At 32.1% G+C, this 16,742-nt stretch carries 16 protein-coding genes and 2 tRNA genes; 5 read left to right on the top strand and 13 right to left on the bottom strand.

Features of this window, described 5'->3' with window-relative positions; all coding sequences use genetic code 11:
- Positions 1–4 precede the first annotated feature (4 nt).
- The 3 genes from C8N27_RS12585 to C8N27_RS12575 form a co-directional block, all read right to left on the bottom strand.
- Positions 5–898 (bottom strand): NifU family protein, encoded by an 894-nt coding sequence (locus C8N27_RS12585; protein ID WP_121148026.1) that lies wholly within the window; start codon positions 896–898, stop codon positions 5–7.
- A gap of 99 nt (positions 899–997) precedes the next feature.
- Entirely contained in the window at positions 998–2,392 is a 1,395-nt protein-coding gene (locus C8N27_RS12580) for an OmpP1/FadL family transporter (RefSeq protein WP_121147727.1), read from the bottom strand.
- A gap of 47 nt (positions 2,393–2,439) precedes the next feature.
- The gene (locus tag C8N27_RS12575; protein WP_147431738.1) at positions 2,440–3,699 is read right to left on the bottom strand and encodes a hypothetical protein; all 1,260 of its coding nucleotides are present in this window, start codon (positions 3,697–3,699) and stop codon (positions 2,440–2,442) included.
- Between the two features lie 145 nt (positions 3,700–3,844).
- Here C8N27_RS12575 and proS point away from each other — a divergent pair, with 145 nt between their 5' ends.
- The 4 genes from proS (at position 3,845) to rpsT (ending at position 5,940) form a co-directional block, all read left to right on the top strand.
- Entirely contained in the window at positions 3,845–5,323 is a 1,479-nt protein-coding gene (gene proS, locus C8N27_RS12570; protein ID WP_099215513.1) for a proline--tRNA ligase, read from the top strand.
- Between the two features lie 75 nt (positions 5,324–5,398).
- Positions 5,399–5,470: transfer RNA gene (locus C8N27_RS12565), tRNA-Glu, on the top strand.
- Positions 5,471–5,582: 112 nt separating this feature from the next.
- Positions 5,583–5,654: transfer RNA gene (locus C8N27_RS12560), tRNA-Glu, on the top strand.
- A gap of 34 nt (positions 5,655–5,688) precedes the next feature.
- Complete coding sequence (rpsT, locus tag C8N27_RS12555; RefSeq protein WP_028891217.1) at positions 5,689–5,940, top strand: 30S ribosomal protein S20; 252 nt, start codon at positions 5,689–5,691, stop codon at positions 5,938–5,940.
- A 227-nt stretch (positions 5,941–6,167) separates the two neighbouring features.
- Here rpsT and rodA read toward each other — a convergent pair whose 3' ends face one another.
- The 10 genes from rodA to C8N27_RS12510 form a co-directional block, all read right to left on the bottom strand.
- Entirely contained in the window at positions 6,168–7,445 is a 1,278-nt protein-coding gene (gene rodA / locus C8N27_RS12550; RefSeq protein WP_121147722.1) for a rod shape-determining protein RodA, read from the bottom strand.
- The gene (mrdA, locus tag C8N27_RS12545; protein WP_121147720.1) at positions 7,426–9,312 is read right to left on the bottom strand and encodes a penicillin-binding protein 2; all 1,887 of its coding nucleotides are present in this window, start codon (positions 9,310–9,312) and stop codon (positions 7,426–7,428) included. The genes rodA and mrdA overlap by 20 nt, the downstream gene beginning before the upstream one ends.
- Positions 9,309–9,815 (bottom strand): rod shape-determining protein MreD, encoded by a 507-nt coding sequence (gene mreD, locus C8N27_RS12540; protein WP_121147717.1) that lies wholly within the window; start codon positions 9,813–9,815, stop codon positions 9,309–9,311. Before mreD ends, mrdA begins: the two co-directional genes overlap by 4 nt.
- On the bottom strand, positions 9,808–10,635 hold the full coding sequence (mreC, locus tag C8N27_RS12535) for a rod shape-determining protein MreC (RefSeq protein WP_121147715.1): 828 nt from the start codon (positions 10,633–10,635) through the stop codon (positions 9,808–9,810). The genes mreD and mreC overlap by 8 nt, the downstream gene beginning before the upstream one ends.
- A 16-nt stretch (positions 10,636–10,651) precedes the next feature.
- Positions 10,652–11,680 (bottom strand): rod shape-determining protein, encoded by a 1,029-nt coding sequence (locus C8N27_RS12530; RefSeq protein WP_099215508.1) that lies wholly within the window; start codon positions 11,678–11,680, stop codon positions 10,652–10,654.
- Between the two features lie 82 nt (positions 11,681–11,762).
- Positions 11,763–13,289 (bottom strand): bifunctional phosphoribosylaminoimidazolecarboxamide formyltransferase/IMP cyclohydrolase, encoded by a 1,527-nt coding sequence (gene purH, locus C8N27_RS12525; RefSeq protein ID WP_099215507.1) that lies wholly within the window; start codon positions 13,287–13,289, stop codon positions 11,763–11,765.
- Positions 13,290–13,432: 143 nt separating this feature from the next.
- Entirely contained in the window at positions 13,433–13,558 is a 126-nt protein-coding gene (locus tag C8N27_RS16165) for a hypothetical protein (protein WP_255406694.1), read from the bottom strand.
- An 86-nt stretch (positions 13,559–13,644) separates the two neighbouring features.
- Positions 13,645–14,097: an XrtF-associated fRMsr-like GAF protein gene (locus tag C8N27_RS12520; protein WP_121147712.1), complete on the bottom strand. Its 453-nt coding sequence runs from the start codon at positions 14,095–14,097 to the stop codon at positions 13,645–13,647.
- A gap of 282 nt (positions 14,098–14,379) precedes the next feature.
- Complete coding sequence (locus C8N27_RS12515; protein ID WP_099215505.1) at positions 14,380–15,744, bottom strand: DUF5458 family protein; 1,365 nt, start codon at positions 15,742–15,744, stop codon at positions 14,380–14,382.
- A 21-nt stretch (positions 15,745–15,765) separates the two neighbouring features.
- Positions 15,766–16,221: a hypothetical protein gene (locus tag C8N27_RS12510; protein ID WP_099215504.1), complete on the bottom strand. Its 456-nt coding sequence runs from the start codon at positions 16,219–16,221 to the stop codon at positions 15,766–15,768.
- An 80-nt stretch (positions 16,222–16,301) separates the two neighbouring features.
- Here C8N27_RS12510 and C8N27_RS12505 point away from each other — a divergent pair, with 80 nt between their 5' ends.
- Complete coding sequence (locus C8N27_RS12505) at positions 16,302–16,736, top strand: GPW/gp25 family protein (protein ID WP_099215503.1); 435 nt, start codon at positions 16,302–16,304, stop codon at positions 16,734–16,736.
- The last annotated feature ends 6 nt before the right edge of the window (positions 16,737–16,742 follow it).

Below are 16,742 nucleotides of genomic sequence, written 5' to 3'. Positions count from 1 at the left end.
TGAATTAGCCGTTAATGGCAACTACTTCATTAATTTGGTTAGGTAACATTTCTTTAAGCATTGTTTCAATACCGTTTTTTAATGTTACAGTTGATGATGGGCAGCCACTACAAGCTCCTTGTAAAATAACACTCACTCTTTTGCTATCAGCATCGTACGATTGAAAAGCGATATTACCACCATCAGAAGCTACAGCAGGTTTTATATATTCATCTAAAATATCAACAATTTTAGCTTCAGTATCAGTTAAATTCTCTTTAGGAACTTCAACGTTTTGTTTGGTTTGCTGTTTAGGTAATTCAGAAATAATTTTTTTGCCTTCCTGAATATAACTACGAATAAAAGTACGCACTTCTTGATATACTTCATTCCAATCAATCATATCGTATTTAGTGATTGATATATAGTTTTCAGAAATAAAAATTTCTTTGACGAAAGGAAAGCTAAATAAAGCTTGTGCTAAAGGAGAAGATTTGCTTGCTTCTTCAATATTTGTATACTCAACATCAGTTTGTGTTAAAGCTTTGTTGGTTCCAAATTTCATTACTGCAGGGTTTGGAGTAACTTCAGCATATACTTCAACAGCATCTTTTTTGGTAGTTTCTTCTTTTACTACAGAATTACCATCTCGGATGTAAGCTTCTATTTGCTCGCGAACTTCTTCTTCAACATCGCTCCACTCAACAATATCATATCGTTGAATAGCAATAAAGTTAGCCGTAACTAATACTTTTTTTACGAAAGGAAGGTAAAAAAGTTGTTGAGCTAATGGAGAGTTTTTAGCCTCGTCTATGTTATTATATTCATAACTACCACCATTAACTAAAATTTTGTTACTAACAAACTTTAGAATGGTTTCGTTATTAGTTTCTTGTATGTTTATTTTTATTGAACTCATAAGTTGTAAATAAGAAGCAAAATTACGGTAAAAAACTGAGATATGTATATATAAAAAGCCCTGCATATAGCAGGACTTTTTATATATGTTTTTTATAAATTATAAACTGAAAGTAATTGTTCCAGAGATTCTAGAAGTATCAGTTGTTAATTCGATAGGATCCACATCTACAGCAGGTGAATTATAAATATGGTACGGACTGTTGTTTTCTGAATTAGTATATGATAAATCAAATTTAACGTTTCCGAAATTATAACCAAGTCCTAATGAAAATCCAGAAATATTATCATCGTCTAAAGCATTTTTATAAGGACTTTGCTCATAATGATAACCACCACGAACACTCATTTTATCAAAACGCCACTCAGTACCAATATTTAATGAATGAGTACCTTTAAAATCATTATCAAAGTTTTGATTGGTTTCTATAAAATAAGGGTCGTTTTCTCTATATTTTGTACCACTGTAGTCTTTGTAAGTATAATCTGCACTTATTAAACCTTGTTTACCAAAAACAAATGCCGCACTAGCTGTAAGTTTACTTGGTGTTCGTAGTCTGAAAACATTTGAATAAAATTCTTCCCCGCTATTAACATCTGTATCTTGGTTTGTAGCAGATATTTCAGTGTAACCAACCCAATCATCATATCTAGAGTCATTTGGATCGAAAACATCTAAGTTGCTATCTTCAAAAACTTCATTGTACCATGTTGGAGTTTCATAGGCTAATCCGAAACGGAAGCTTTGATTTACTTTGTATATAAAGCCAGCACTAAAAGAAACCCCGCTACCTTCAAAGTAACTATCTTGAACGTTAAGAGCTGTTAAGGTGTTTCCATTATCATCTTCATTAACTTCTCTTAGTTCGGTAACTTGGCCAAAGCTAAAGTTATGAAACTTTATACTAGCTCCTGCATATAGCTTGTTTAGATGTACAGCAGAAAACCCCATTTCAAAAATACTACTCTCTCCGTAGGTAGAGTTAAAAAAACGTTGTTCTTGTCCATTGTCGTACTGATTGGTGATATCATCAGGGTGTTCATTGAATAATGCTTGACCGCTATTACCTTGTGAAGAAAATAAACCTTCAAAATCACTTTTTAACCTATAGTTAAAGGTTAACGCAAAACGATTCCAGTCAGAGTTATGGGCAGAGTCAAAAGATAAAATACCACCAGCTTGGGTAATATTAAAAAAATCATCTTCCGTTTCTATTGTATTTCCGTAATAATTAGCTATATAAGTAGTGTTTCTATTGCCTAAAGTTACTCCGAAAGTACTTTTAATAGCAACGGCACTACCAGCTGGGTTAATTCCAAAAGAAGATATGTCTCCACCTAATGCTCCAAAGGCTCCACTCATTGCTTCAAAACGAGCAGTTCCATAATTATCGTCTTTTGAAAATAAAATTCCTAAATCATTGTAGCCTAAAGATTGCGAGTAGGCAGTATACGTACTAGCGATAATTATCGCGAAGGTTAAAATTCTTTTCATTTTTTCATTAATTCGTTAAAAACTTATCTTGAAATCTGGTTGTAAGATTATCTTCTAGAACTTCTTGATGAACTCCTGCTACTCCCTCTTGAGCTACTTCCGGCTGAAGAGTTGCTTCTAGAGCTTCTTGACGGTGCTGAGTAACTTCTAGATTTTCTTGAATTACTACTATTACGTGAAGCATAGTTCTTTCTGTTATTTCTAGTTGATTTTGAATAGCTTTTAGAGTTTCTTGGAGAATATGATTTTCTAACAGATTTATTAGAGTTTTGGTCTCTCTTAGTATAACTTCTAGTGTTTCTAACTGATGAAGATTTACGAACACCATTATTATTAGAAGCTCTGTAGTTTCTTGTAGTACGAGGTGTACCTCTATAGCTACGAGTAGACCTGCTGCCATTTGAGTTATAATTTCTTGTTCTAGTTGATCGTTTTATACTTCTGTTATTAGAATTGCTACCTCTTCTTGTGTTGTATCCTCTTGTATTTCTTGTTGAACGAGTATTTTTGTTGCTTCGATAGGTTCTACTATTGCTTCTTCTGTAAACATCAGAAGAACGTCTTGAAGTTGTAGTCCCTCTACGACCAGTAGTATAACCTCTTCTAGAAGTTGTTGCAGTTCTGTGACCTCTATAATAGTTGGCACCTCTGTATGGACTTCTGTAATAGTGGTTGTTATAGTATCTATATGGTCTGTAATAGTTGTATCCGTAATATGGAGAATTCCAGTAAGAGTTGTAATAAAGTCCTCCTAAACCAACATAAAATCCAGAATTCCAGTGGTAAGGGTGCCAATTGTTGTACCCCCAGTAGTTATAATAACGAGATCTCCACCAAGGTCTATAATAATTATACCCATAGCCATAATCCCAATACCAGTCATTATAGTAGCCCCATCTTGGGTAGGTGTTAATATTAATAACTACATCACTATTGTCAGCATACCCCCATGGTTCATTACCATTATATGTAATTCTTGTTTCAGGCTCCTCTTCATATATAATGTCTTCATCATCATATGAGTCATCATTTTCAGACTTATAATTTTCTATATCGGTAAAAATATCAGTACCATTTATAGCGTCTAGGCGTTCTACTTCTTTAGTGAAATAATTCTCTTGATATTCATCATATGTGCGATCATCATTAACAATGACTCTACGTTGAGGTTGTTCTACTTCATCAGCATAAATACCATCATCACTACCAGTAACCGTTTGTGCAGAACCACAAGATATAAATGTAGCTGCCATCAAAAATGATAGGATATAAAAAGGGAGTTTGGTTTTGGTGTAATGTAGCTTCATGACTTTTTATTTTAGGTTAAAGCAAATTGTTTTTATACTAGCTGCAAAAAATTAGTTCTTTGTTGGGCTTGTTACCTTTTTAATGTAGTTTTGCAGACACAATTTACGCATAAAAAATAACAATATTTATGCCAAACTTTTGATTATGAGCAAACATTTAACAAAAAGAGCCGAAGATTACTCGAAATGGTATAACGAATTGATTGTAAAAGCCGATTTAGCTGAAAATTCAGCAGTAAGAGGCTGTATGGTAATCAAACCATACGGATTTGCAATTTGGGAGAACATGCAAAAAGAATTAGATAGAATGTTTAAAGAAACAGGACATCAAAATGCTTACTTCCCCCTTTTTGTGCCTAAAAGTTTGTTTGAAGCGGAAGAAAAAAATGCCGAAGGTTTTGCAAAAGAATGTGCTGTAGTTACACATTACCGATTACAAAATGACCCGGATAATGAAGGTAAGTTACGTGTAGACCCAGAAGCTAAGTTAGAGGAAGAGTTAGTTGTTCGTCCTACTTCTGAAGCAATTATTTGGAATACTTATAAAGGATGGATTCAATCACACAGAGATTTACCATTGTTAGTAAACCAATGGGCAAATGTTGTAAGATGGGAAATGCGTACACGTTTGTTTTTACGTACTGCAGAGTTTTTATGGCAAGAAGGTCACACTGCACATGCAACAAAGGCAGAAGCAATAGCTGAAGCAAAGCAAATGCAAGAAGTATATGCAACTTTTGCTGAAGAGTTTATGGCAATGCCTGTTGTTAAAGGAGCTAAAAGTGAAAGTGAACGTTTTGCTGGAGCAGATGATACTTTAACAATAGAAGCATTAATGCAAGATGGTAAAGCTTTACAGGCTGGAACTTCACACTTCTTAGGACAGAATTTTGCGAAAGCTTTTGATGTTAAGTATACCTCTAAAGAAGGAAAGCAAGAATATGTATGGGCAACTTCTTGGGGAGTATCAACACGTTTAATAGGAGGGTTGATAATGACACACTCAGATGATGCTGGTTTAGTATTACCTCCAAAATTGGCGCCAATTCAAGTTGTAATTGTACCTATATATAAAGGAGAAGAACAATTAAATGCTATTTCTGAAAAAGTAGATGTAATTGTAAAAGAATTACGAGCTAAAGGAATTTCTGTAAAGTTTGATGATAGAGATACTTTTAGGCCAGGAGCTAAGTTTGCTGAGTATGAGTTAAAAGGTGTGCCAGTAAGAATTGCAATGGGAAAACGTGATTTGGAAAATGGTACAGTAGAAGTTGCGCGTCGTGATACTTTTGAAAAACAAACCGTATCTAGAGATGAGGTAGTAGGTATTGTGGCTGACTTGTTAGAAGAAATTCAAGAGAATTTATATAATAGAGCATTAACTTACAGAAACGATCATATTACAGAAGTAAATTCTTTTGAAGAGTTTAAAGAAGTAATAGAAAATAAAGGAGGATTTGTGTCAGCACATTGGGATGGTACAATTGAAACCGAAGATAAGATAAAAGAGCTAACAAAAGCTACAATAAGATGTATTCCTAATGATGCAAAAGAAGAGGATGGAGTATGTGTTTTAACAGGAAAACCATCAACAAAAAGAGTACTTTTTGCAAAAGCTTATTAAAAAAATAAAAAAAAGCTTTGTGCAATAAAAAACAGTTTTTATATTTGCACCCGCAATCGCAAAAAAGATTGTTTTGGTCCGTTCGTCTAGGGGTTAGGACGCCAGGTTTTCATCCTGGTAACACGGGTTCGATTCCCGTACGGACTACAAGTTCTTTTTCATTGTTTTGAAGAAAAAAATAAACAAAGAAAAAAATAAATTTAATTGCAAATAACAAAAAGAATTGTATATTTGCACCCGCAATCAGAACGATTGTTTTGGTCCGTTCGTCTAGGGGTTAGGACGCCAGGTTTTCATCCTGGTAACACGGGTTCGATTCCCGTACGGACTACAAGTTTTTTATAAACAATTAACGCATAAGTACAATGGCAAATCATAAGTCAGCATTAAAGAGAATTAGAAGTAACGAAGCAAAGCGCTTAAGAAATAAATATCAGCATAAAACAACACGTAATGCTGTAAGAAAATTAAGAGCTACAGAAGATAAGAAGGAAGCAGAAGGAATGTTTTCGACTGTTGTATCTATGTTAGATAAATTAGCAAAGAACAACATTATTCATAAGAATAAAGCAGCAAATTTAAAGTCTAAATTGGCTAAACATGTTGCAGCTTTATAAGAGTTTTAAGGTTAGTTAATAGTTAAACGCTTCGGTATTTTATCGAAGCGTTTTTTTTGGTTTTAAAAATACTTCGTTTAAAAATTAGAGCTTATTTAATATCTCCTTATTTACAGGTCTCTCTAATAAGTGTGGTTATTTTAACTTTTAACTTGTGTATATATAAGTAAGTGTTACTACAGTTAGTTGTGTTCTTTTTCTGGAAATTATAAAGTATAGTAGTTGCTTTACCAATCGTACTTTTTATGGGCATCTAAACGAATGAAAATGAATAGAAGCAAGGTGAACCCCCATAAAGAAGAACCTCCATAACTGAAAAAGGGTAGTGGTATTCCTACTGTAGGTAGTAGGCCTATTACCATACCAATATTAACAATAATGTGAAAAAAGAAAATAGAGGCTACGCTGTAACCATATATTCTTGCAAATTTATTTGTTTGTGTTTCTGATAAATAAATAATTCTATAGAGCAAGATCATAAATAAAATTATAACAAAAGAACTACCTAAAAATCCCCATTCTTCACCTACAGTACTATATATATAATCTGTGTGTTGCTCAGGAACAAAGTTTCCTTGTGTTCTATCTCCTTGTAAAAAACCTTTTCCAGAAAAACCACCTGAACTAATGGTCTTTTCAGATTGATAAGAATTGTAGCCAATACCTTTATTGTCTTGTATCTTTCCTAATAAAATATCAAACCTGTCTTTTTGATGTTGACCTAATATATTATTATAGGTGTAACTAATTCCTAAAATAAAGAAAATAGAAAAAAGATAGGAGCCAATTATTTTTATAACGTTAAAGCGAAAAAATCGTTTGTCTCTGTATACACCATAAAAAACAATAAGGGTTATTATAAGTAAACATGAAATAAGAACCCATTTAGCTCCAAAATAAACGGTTAATAAGAATAGAATGATAGAGATTGTTCCGAATAAAATATATGCTAACGTAAGTCCTTCTCTGTTTAAAACAAAAAAGAAAGCGAAATATATTAGTACAGATCCCATATCTGGCTGTAAGGCAATAAAAAATGCAGGTAAAAAGATGACTATAAAAGCTTTTGCTTGGTTTTTTATTAGTTTAAGGTTGTATTGCCGGTCACTCATTAATTTTGCTAAAGCTAGAGCAGTAAAAGCTTTTGCAAATTCAGAAGGTTGTAGTCCTATTCCGCCAAAGTTATACCATGAGGTTGCTCCATTAATTTTTTTACCAAATACTAGTACTCCAGCTAATAAAACCAGAGAAAAAATGTACATAACACTGGAAAATTGTTCGTAAAACTTCGAATTAAAGAAAAGGATGAAAATGATAACCGGTATACTAAGTCCTATAAAAATTAATTGTTTGCCATATTTTGTTGAGAAGTCAAAAATTTCTCTTGACTCTTCCGTAGAAGAAGCTGCATAGATATTTATCCATCCAAAACCAACTAATATTACGTAGAGTAAAACAAGTAGCCAATCAATTCCTGCAAAAATATTATTTCGTTCCTGTCGCAATAGTATCGCCTTTTTGAATTAATAATTGATTATCATATCTTTCTTGAAGGCTTAGGTTAATCATGCGATCTTCAAGATATTTTCTAGAGATTGACTTGTTTAAATACTTTTCAATCAATAAACTAGTAATAGGGGCAGCAATGGTTGAACCAAAACCTCCGTTTTCTACAAAAATAGCTATGGCTATTTTAGGGTCATCTTTCGGAGCAAAAGCTATAAAAATAGAGTGGTCTGTTAACTGGACTTTCTTCTTATTTACTCTAATAAAGTTTTCAACTGTTCCTGTTTTTCCACAAATGTCTATTCCTTTAACTTGACTATACCTAGCTGTACCTCTAGTGAATGTTTCATACATCGCCTCAATTGCAATAGGAAAATGTTCAGGAGAAACTGTTGTATTTCTTCGGGTTACATATATTGAGTCAAGCTTAGGTTTGTCTTCAATTTTCTTAACAATATGAGGAGTGTAAAAATAACCTTTATTAGCAATAGCAACTGTCATATTTGCCAACTGAATAGGTGTTGTCTCTACTTCACCTTGACCAATAGCGTTTGAAATAGTTGTAGTAGCACCCCATCTAAAGTTATAACTTCTGTCATAAAAACTTCCATTTGGAATTCTTCCCTTTTGACCAGAAGGAAGATCATACCCTAAATAATTACCTAAACCAAAGCTTTTTGCATGTTCACTCCAAGCATCAGTTCCTATAGTTGGGTTTTCGTAATTGTCTATAATTCTTCTATAAGTGTTAGCGAAATATGTATTACAAGATTTAGCAATGGCTGTTTTTAAACGGACAGGTCGTCCAACAATTCCACAGTGACATCCCATGAAAGCGTTGGGGCGTTTACCATAACGATATCCGTGTTGACAGTAAAAACCAGTGTTTTGATCAATAACTCCTTCTTGTAAACCAATTAAACCAGTGAGGATTTTGAAAGGTGAACCAGGAGCATACATTGCTTGTAAGCCTCTGTCAAAAGTTGGCATATTAATACTGTCATTAAAAAGTCTTACAGAGTTAGGAGAGCGTTTTCTTCCAACCAATAAATTTGGATCGTATGAAGGAGCGGTAACCAATGCTAAAATCTCACCTGTTTGAGGTTCTATGGCAACAATTCCTCCTCTTTTACCAGACATTAATAATTCTCCATATTGTTGCAATTCACTATCAATAGTTAATGTTAGATCTTTACCTGATACAGCAAGGGTGTCATACTTTCCATTTTTATAGGGACCAGTAACCTTATTTAAGTTATTTCTTTTAAAGTATTTCTTTCCTTTAACTCCTCTTAGTTCTCTTTCATACTGTTTTTCTACACCAAGTTTACCTATTAATTCACCTTGTTCGTAGTAATCACTATTTTTAGCTACATATTCGTTAACCTCGCTAATAAAGCCTAATACGTTAGCTGCAGATTTTACAGGGTAGTTTCTAATAATACGTTTTTGTATATAAAAACCTTTGTACTTAGGTAACTTCTCTTGTAAAAAGGCATAGTCTTCCTTAGCTAATTGCTTTAAAAATACAGAAGGAAGCCAACGTGCATAATTTTCTGCTTTTTTAAAACGTTTTTTAAAATCTTCCTTATCAATTTTTAAAAGAGAGCAAAATTCTAAAGTATCTAGAGGTTCTACTTCTTTTGGAATAATCATTACATCGTAGGATAATTGGTTTGCAACCAATAATTTTCCATTACGGTCATATATATAACCACGCTCAGGGTAGTCGTATTCAATTTTTATTGTAGCACTATGTCTAAGACTTTGTTCACCACCATGTATTATTTGTAATTGAAATAATCGTGAGATGTAAACAATTCCAATAAGAGTAATTAAAAATATAAGTAAGAAACTTCGTTTCATGTTAGTTTTTTCCTAAATATAAAACTTCCTAAAAAATATAACAGTAACGTAAAAACACTAGAAAATAGTGTATTGATAAGCACATTTGAAATATTATAAAAACTAAAGTTAGTTAAACTAAATAAAATGAAGTGATGAGTTAATGTTAAAATTGCTGTATAATTAAATACTTTATCAAAAGATTCATGTCTTAGGTTAAAAAGTAGGTAATCTGAAGATGTTTTTTTAAAAACAGCTTTAAAAACGAATAAACGTATGTAAGCCATAAAAACAGTAGAAAAAGCATGAATTCCACCAGAGTTGGAAAAAGCATCTACACATAGACCCAATAAAAAAGCAACTAGCAAAAGAGAAAATCTATTCTCTTTAATAGGGTATAAGAAAATAAAAACGATGTAAACATAAGGATTTACATAACCTAAAAATAAAATATTATTTAGAACCAATACTTGTAGCAACAAGAGGAAAACGAATAAAAATATTAAGTATAGTGTTTTATTCATTATTATTTTCTACAGTTTTTATTTCTTCTTTATTAAGATTTGTTATGATATAAACGTGACCTAAGTTAGACATATCGTTAAAGAGTTTAATATTTATGCTATTAACTGCAGATAGCTCTTCAGGTACTTTTACGACAGTTCCAATAGGTATTCCGCTAGGAAAAATAGTCGACCTACCTCCAGTAACTACAGTATCACCTACTTTAAAAGTAGCTTGACGTGGAATATCGGTTAATTGTACAATATTATAGTCCTTTCCATCCCAAGTTAACGTACCATAATGATTGTTATTTTTAAATTTAGCGTTGATATTGCTTTTTGAATTTAAAATAGATTGTACTCTAGCGTATTTATTTGATACATTATCAGTAATACCAATAAGTCCCTTACTGTTAATTATTCCCATCTCTTTAGAAACATTATAACTTTTACCTCTGTTGATTGTTAAAAAGTTATCAGCTTTATGAAAAGAGTTTTTAATTATTTTTCCAGAAATGTAATTAAAATTTTGACTGAGTTGTGTAGTGTCTTTTATCTGATTTGCTGAAATACTATCAAGATAAGTAGTGATTTTTTCTAGTTTATTTTTTAAGGCTAAGTTTTCTTCAATAAGTATAGAGTTTCTTTCTTTTAAGCCAAGATACTCCGTTATGTTTGATGATTTTTGATATAGTCCGCCTGTAATAAAATTGGTAGAACTAATAAACTTACTTTTATGAAAAGAATGGTTGTTAATGATTAATGCAACAGCTATAACTTCTAAGAATAGAAAAAATAAGAAATACTTATACTTCTGTAAGAAATAAATAAGCTGTTGCATAAATAATCATTCAAATTTATTTGATTAATACAGTTTTGTATTTTTCTAAATTTTTAAGCGCAATACCTGTTCCACGAACTACAGCACGTAACGGATCTTCAGCAACATATACTGGTAAATCTGTTTTTCTAGATAAACGTTTATCTAAACCTCTTAGCATTGAGCCACCCCCAGCTAAATAAATACCTGTGTTGTAAATATCGGCAGCTAATTCAGGAGGCGTTTTAGATAGAGTCTCCATTACGGCATCTTCAATACGTAAAATTGATTTATCTAGTGCTTTTGCAATTTCACGATAAGAAACTTGTATTTGTTTAGGTTTCCCACTTAGTAAATCACGTCCTTGCACCATCATATCTTCAGGTGGATTGTCTAAATCTTCTGTAGCAGAACCTATTTGCAACTTTATTCTTTCAGCGGTGGTTTCTCCAACATGTAAATTGTGTTGAGTACGCATGTAATACATAATGTCGCTGGTAAATAAATCTCCTGCAACTTTTACCGATTGATCACAAACAATGCCTGCTAGTGCTATAACAGCAATTTCGGTAGTACCACCACCTATATCAATAATCATATTTCCTTTAGGCTCCATAATATCAACACCCACACCAATAGCTGCAGCCATTGGTTCATAAATCAAGTAGATTTCTTTAGCATTCATATGACGGCCAGAGTCGATAACCGCTCGTTTTTCAACCTCAGTAATTCCTGAAGGAATACAAATCACCATTCGTAATGATGGTGGAAATAATCTTTTCTTTATTGCAGGAATTTGTTTTACAAATTCCTTAATCATTTCTTCAGAAGCTTGAAAATCAGCAATTACACCGTCTTTTAAAGGACGTATGGTCTTGATGTTTTCATGGGTTTTTCCTTGCATCCTACTAGCTTCATGCCCTGTGGCAATAATTTTACCAGTAAGCCTGTTTCTAGCAACAATAGAGGGGTTATCAATAACCACCTTACCATTGTGGATAATAAGTGTATTTGCAGTACCTAAATCAACTGCAATATCTTCTGTCATGAAATCGAAAAAACCCATAAAGATTTCGTTATTTATATTTAATTTTAATGTATTCTCACAAATCTAATAAAAATCTGTGGGTATTTTACACTCAATATAATTAATGTTTAAAATGTCTAGTTCCAGTAAAAACCATAGCTACATTATTATCGTTACAATAATCAATACTTAACTGGTCTTTAATAGACCCCCCTGGTTGAATTACACTTTTTATACCTGCTTTATCTGCTATTTCTACACAGTCAGGAAAAGGGAAAAAAGCATCACTAGCCATAACAGCTCCATTTAAGTCAAAGTTAAAGCTATTAGCCTTTTCAATGGCTTGTCTTAAAGCATCAACTCTACTTGTTTGACCTGTTCCCCCAGCCAATAATTGTTTGTCTTTTACTAAAATAATAGTGTTAGACTTAGTGTTTTTACACAATTTAGATGCAAATAACAAGTCCTCTAACTCACTTTCTGAAGGTTTATTGTTAGTAGGGTATGATAAATCATCTAATTTGTCTGTAATATAATCTTTATCTTGAACTAATACTCCGTTTAAGGCTGTTCTTACTGTTTGTTTAGGTAATTCAACTTCTTTTTGAATTAAAATTACTCTATTTTTCTTACCTTTTAAAACTTCTAATGCGTCTGCATCATAAGCAGGAGCAATAACCACTTCACAGAATAATTTATGAATTTCTTCAGCAGTAGCTTTATCAATAGTAGTGTTAGAAATTAATATACCACCAAAAGCAGAAACAGGGTCGCCAGCTAATGCATCTACATAGGCTTGGTGAATAGTTTTTCTTTGAGCAAAACCACAAGCGTTGTTATGCTTTAAAATAGCAAAAGTTGGATCTTCACCTTTAAATTCTTCTATTAAATTAACAGCAGCATCAACATCTAATAAGTTATTGTAGCTTAATTCTTTTCCATGTAGTTTATCAAACATAGCATCTAAATCGCCAAAGAAAAAACCTTTTTGATGAGGATTCTCTCCATAACGTAATACTTTAGAGGTAGTTTCGCTAGCTTTATATACAACTTCATCTTCATTGAAATAATTGAAAATAGCAGTGTCGTAATGTGAAGAGATGTTAAAAGCTTTAGCAGCAAACTTTTTTCTATCGTTCAACGAAGTTTCTCCGTTGTTATCTGAAATAATAGTTAAGAAATCTTCGTATTGTTCCATTGAAGAGACAATTACAGTGTCTTTAAAGTTTTTGGCTGCGGCACGAATTAGTGAAATACCACCAATATCAATTTTTTCAATAATATCTTGTTCAGAAGCTCCTGAAGCTACTGTTTTTTCAAAAGGATATAAATCTACAATTACTAAATCTAATTGAGGTATATTGTATTCTTCCATCTCGGCAATATCACCTTCGTGATCTTGTCTGTTTAAAATTCCTCCAAAAACTTTAGGGTGTAAAGTTTTTACTCTTCCTCCTAAAATAGAAGGATACGAAGTAACATCTTCTACTGGTACTACATCAATCCCTAAGTCTTTGATAAACTTTTCTGTACCTCCTGTAGAGTAAATAGTAACGCCTAGTTCGTTAAGTTTTTTAACAATAGGCTCTAATCCGTCCTTATGGAAAACGGAAATTAATGCTGATTTAATAGTTTTTGTATTGTTCATTATTGTTGTGTTGTTAAGCTTGCAAAGCTAGTAAAACAGTAGGCGTTACACAATAATTTTTTAAGTTTTTAAGATTGAAAACACCACCAAAAATAAAATGATTTTGGTGGTGTTTTTTCAACAACAAAATTGTAAAAGAAAAACTACTCTGCAGTTTCTAAAAAATTGCGAAACCAGATAGTGAATTTTTCTACTAAAGATTGTTGAGATTCTGAACGAGCATTAGCACTGCCTAATGCTGCATAAGAAGGATGTTCTCTACTGCTCATATTTAAGGGGATTAATGGGGTTGTTAAAAAAATCAGAGATCAAATAAAATAAAAAAAAACTTAATAATCAAGTGATTATGTAAAAATTATATAAAATCAGCTACTTTTTTACAAATGTACTCTAATAAAACCTCATCATTTTGGGTAAATGGGTTAACTGTATGAGAATCAATATCAATTTGCCCTACGTTTTCATCGTTGACAAAAATAGGAATAACAATCTCAGATTTCACCTTCCATCCACAAGAGATATAATTGTCTTGTTCGCTAACGTCTTGTACTACAAAGTTTTCATTGCTAATAGCTACTTGACCACAAATACCCTTTCCAAAAGGAATAATTGTATGATCTGTAGGTTCACCATTGAATTGTGCTAATTTTAATTCTTCCTTGTCTCCATTTTTAAAATAGAAACCAACCCAATCGTAATAAGAGATTTCTGAAGCTAAATAATCACAAATTTGTTGTAACTTTTCTTCTTTTGAATCTTTGTTGCTAATTATGGTATCTATATTATTTTTTAGTTCTTGTAAATTCATAAAAATGTTTTTTTATCTTATTCGTAAAGAGTGTTTAAAGCTTACAAAAATAGTTGTATGTATTGTGATAAAAAACTGAATTTTACTTTTTGTAGCTTATTATAGAGTGTTTTAAGAAATTTTTATGAAAAAGACAGCTTTTGTTGAGCAGTGTTTTGTTAAAGAGAGTAGAGAGGGTAGCAATATTGTTTTATGCTCTTTAAATAAAAAAAGCAAAAGTTTTAAACTTTTGCTTTTTCTGTTCTTTTCTATAAAAGAAAATGAATGTATTTTAAAGTTGAATTATTGTTGAACGTATTCACTGTGCCATACAGCATCTTCAGGTCCATCTCCTTTGTGTCCGTCTAATTGGATAACAAAACTTTTAGCAGGGAAATAAGGAGTGATATGAATGTCTAATAAAACACGGTCTTTTTGGTTTTGATCCTGTTCTATTTTTATAACCTTAAAACGTTCGATTAATTTAGTTGGTCCTTGGATATCATCTAAAAACTTAACTATTTGACGACGTAAATCAGCTTCAGTTCTTGAACTCCAATTCTCAAATGCACGTCTGTTTAAGAAATCAAATAATACTTTTGTTATATGGTCAAATACTCTTACAACAGAGTAGGTTTGTAGCCCTAAGTTGTCTCCGTTAAATAAAGTTTTAGCTGAGAAAGCCATTACTTTACTATATTCGTTTACCATAGGAACTAATCCCATTTTTTCAATTTCAGAAATTTCACTTTTCTTAAGGTCGAATCTTACACTTTCTACTTCGTTAATACCACCAAACTTTTTACCTGCTACTACTTGTGACATTAAAGTGTGGTATATTTTACCAGCTAAAGCAGAAGATGGTGGAACGTATAAATTGTCCTCTTCACCAACAGCGTCTTCTTTTTTTCTTCCTAAAAGCCAGTTACAGGTCATTAAAGTGTTTGACTTATGAACTTCTCCTCCTGAGTGATTAGCGTTAGAGAACATGTCGATAATGTCATCTGGGGTTTCTAAGTCTTGGAAATCGGTTAATAAAACAGCTTTGTTTTCGTATGCTATTTTAGACCATTTATCTAACACTACGTTAGAACCAAGATAACCAGGTACTACTAATATAGAGTAGTTGTCTTTTAAATCTAATCTATCAAAATTTTGTTTAAGTTCATTTGATACATAGTCTATAAAAAGAGGGTTTTCTAAATCTTTTAATTGACTTAAATCGGCATTTAAGATTGTAATGTTTTTAACCTTATCTTTCTCTGTGTTTTTGTAGAATAAAGCTACAGATCTGTATGAGGTTTCTAATTCCTTAGTCTTTTCTAAGGTTTTCTTTAAGTTGTAGTTTAAAACTCCTTCGATGTTAGTAGCTTTTTCTTTTGCAGAATCACACATCGATTCTATGTTTTCGCTACTTTTTAGAATTTCTAACCAAACAGAAAGTCTGTTTTTTAAGTTTTTTCTTTCTCCTTTCCATTGCTCGTCGTTTAAAAATAGACTTTTTCTAGCTTTTCTTTTTGGGTTTAAGTTTGAGTATCCATCAACAATATTCTCAATAAAAGAGAAACCTCCATATTCTTTAATACCGTCAATAGCGTTAGCTACTTCTTGACTAGGGGACTGTTGTTTTACTTCTTCCGACTGTTGCGTTTTTACTTTTGTAGACATAGCTAATTATGTTTTTTGTTTTTATTGTTCAGCTTGATCGATTTCTTTAATAGATTCTTCTAAAATCTTGATAAATGTATCTTTAGTTTCGGGGTTGCTAAGAGCTTTCATTAGTGCTCTGTTAGAAGATAATTGTCTTGAAATTCTTAAGTACTGATCCTTTTCTATATCAAGTTTATTTAGAAAAGAACTGTTAGCTTTAATGTTCTCAACGTTAAAATCACTTAAATTATTGAAGTTTAAAGATTCTTTAACGTCAGCACCATTTTCATCAGTGTGTTCAAGTTTTACTGAAGGTGAAAACTTTTCAAATACAGCTTCGATAGTGTCTAAACCATAAGTAGCTTCGGGGGTTGCTGGAGCTTCGTCGGTAAGTTTTTGGATTAATAGGGTTTTGTTGGAAGAAATGTTTGCGATTGATTCATTAGCATCAACTTTAACTTCATTACCTCCAATTCCGTAATTGTACATTGCCATAATAATTTTTTTTATTCTGCTACGAATCTATTAAATAATTGATAAAAAAAATTATTTTTACAGAAAAAAATTAAGGAAAAATGAATTATTTGAAGATCCCCCTAGACTTTTCCAGTATAACAAAAAGAAATAAAGAAAATAATAGATTGGGGTGTACACTTGAAGAATCCATAGCCCAGCACCTCATGATAATTGCTACTTCAAAACAGGGCGAAGTTTTTGGAAGACCCAATTATGGTTCCGATATTTGGGACTTAGAGTTTAATCAGTTGGTTAAAATCAATAAATGGGAAGAAAAAGTTAAAGATTCTTTATATTACGCCTTTATTGAATATGAACCTAGGCTTAAGGATATTAGAGTTAGTGTAAGGTTATCTGAAATAGATGATGATGCTGAGACTACTGATGTTCATGTAAGAAGAAAAGCAGAGATAAAAGTTTTTGGGACAATTATTGAAACCGAAGCTCCATTTAATTTCGCTACACTTTTTTACATCAGCCCTTTATCTCAATAAAAAGAA

The organism is Tenacibaculum discolor, assembly GCF_003664185.1.
Taxonomy (GTDB): domain Bacteria; phylum Bacteroidota; class Bacteroidia; order Flavobacteriales; family Flavobacteriaceae; genus Polaribacter; species Polaribacter discolor.
This window is presented reverse-complemented; position numbering and strand designations above follow the sequence as displayed.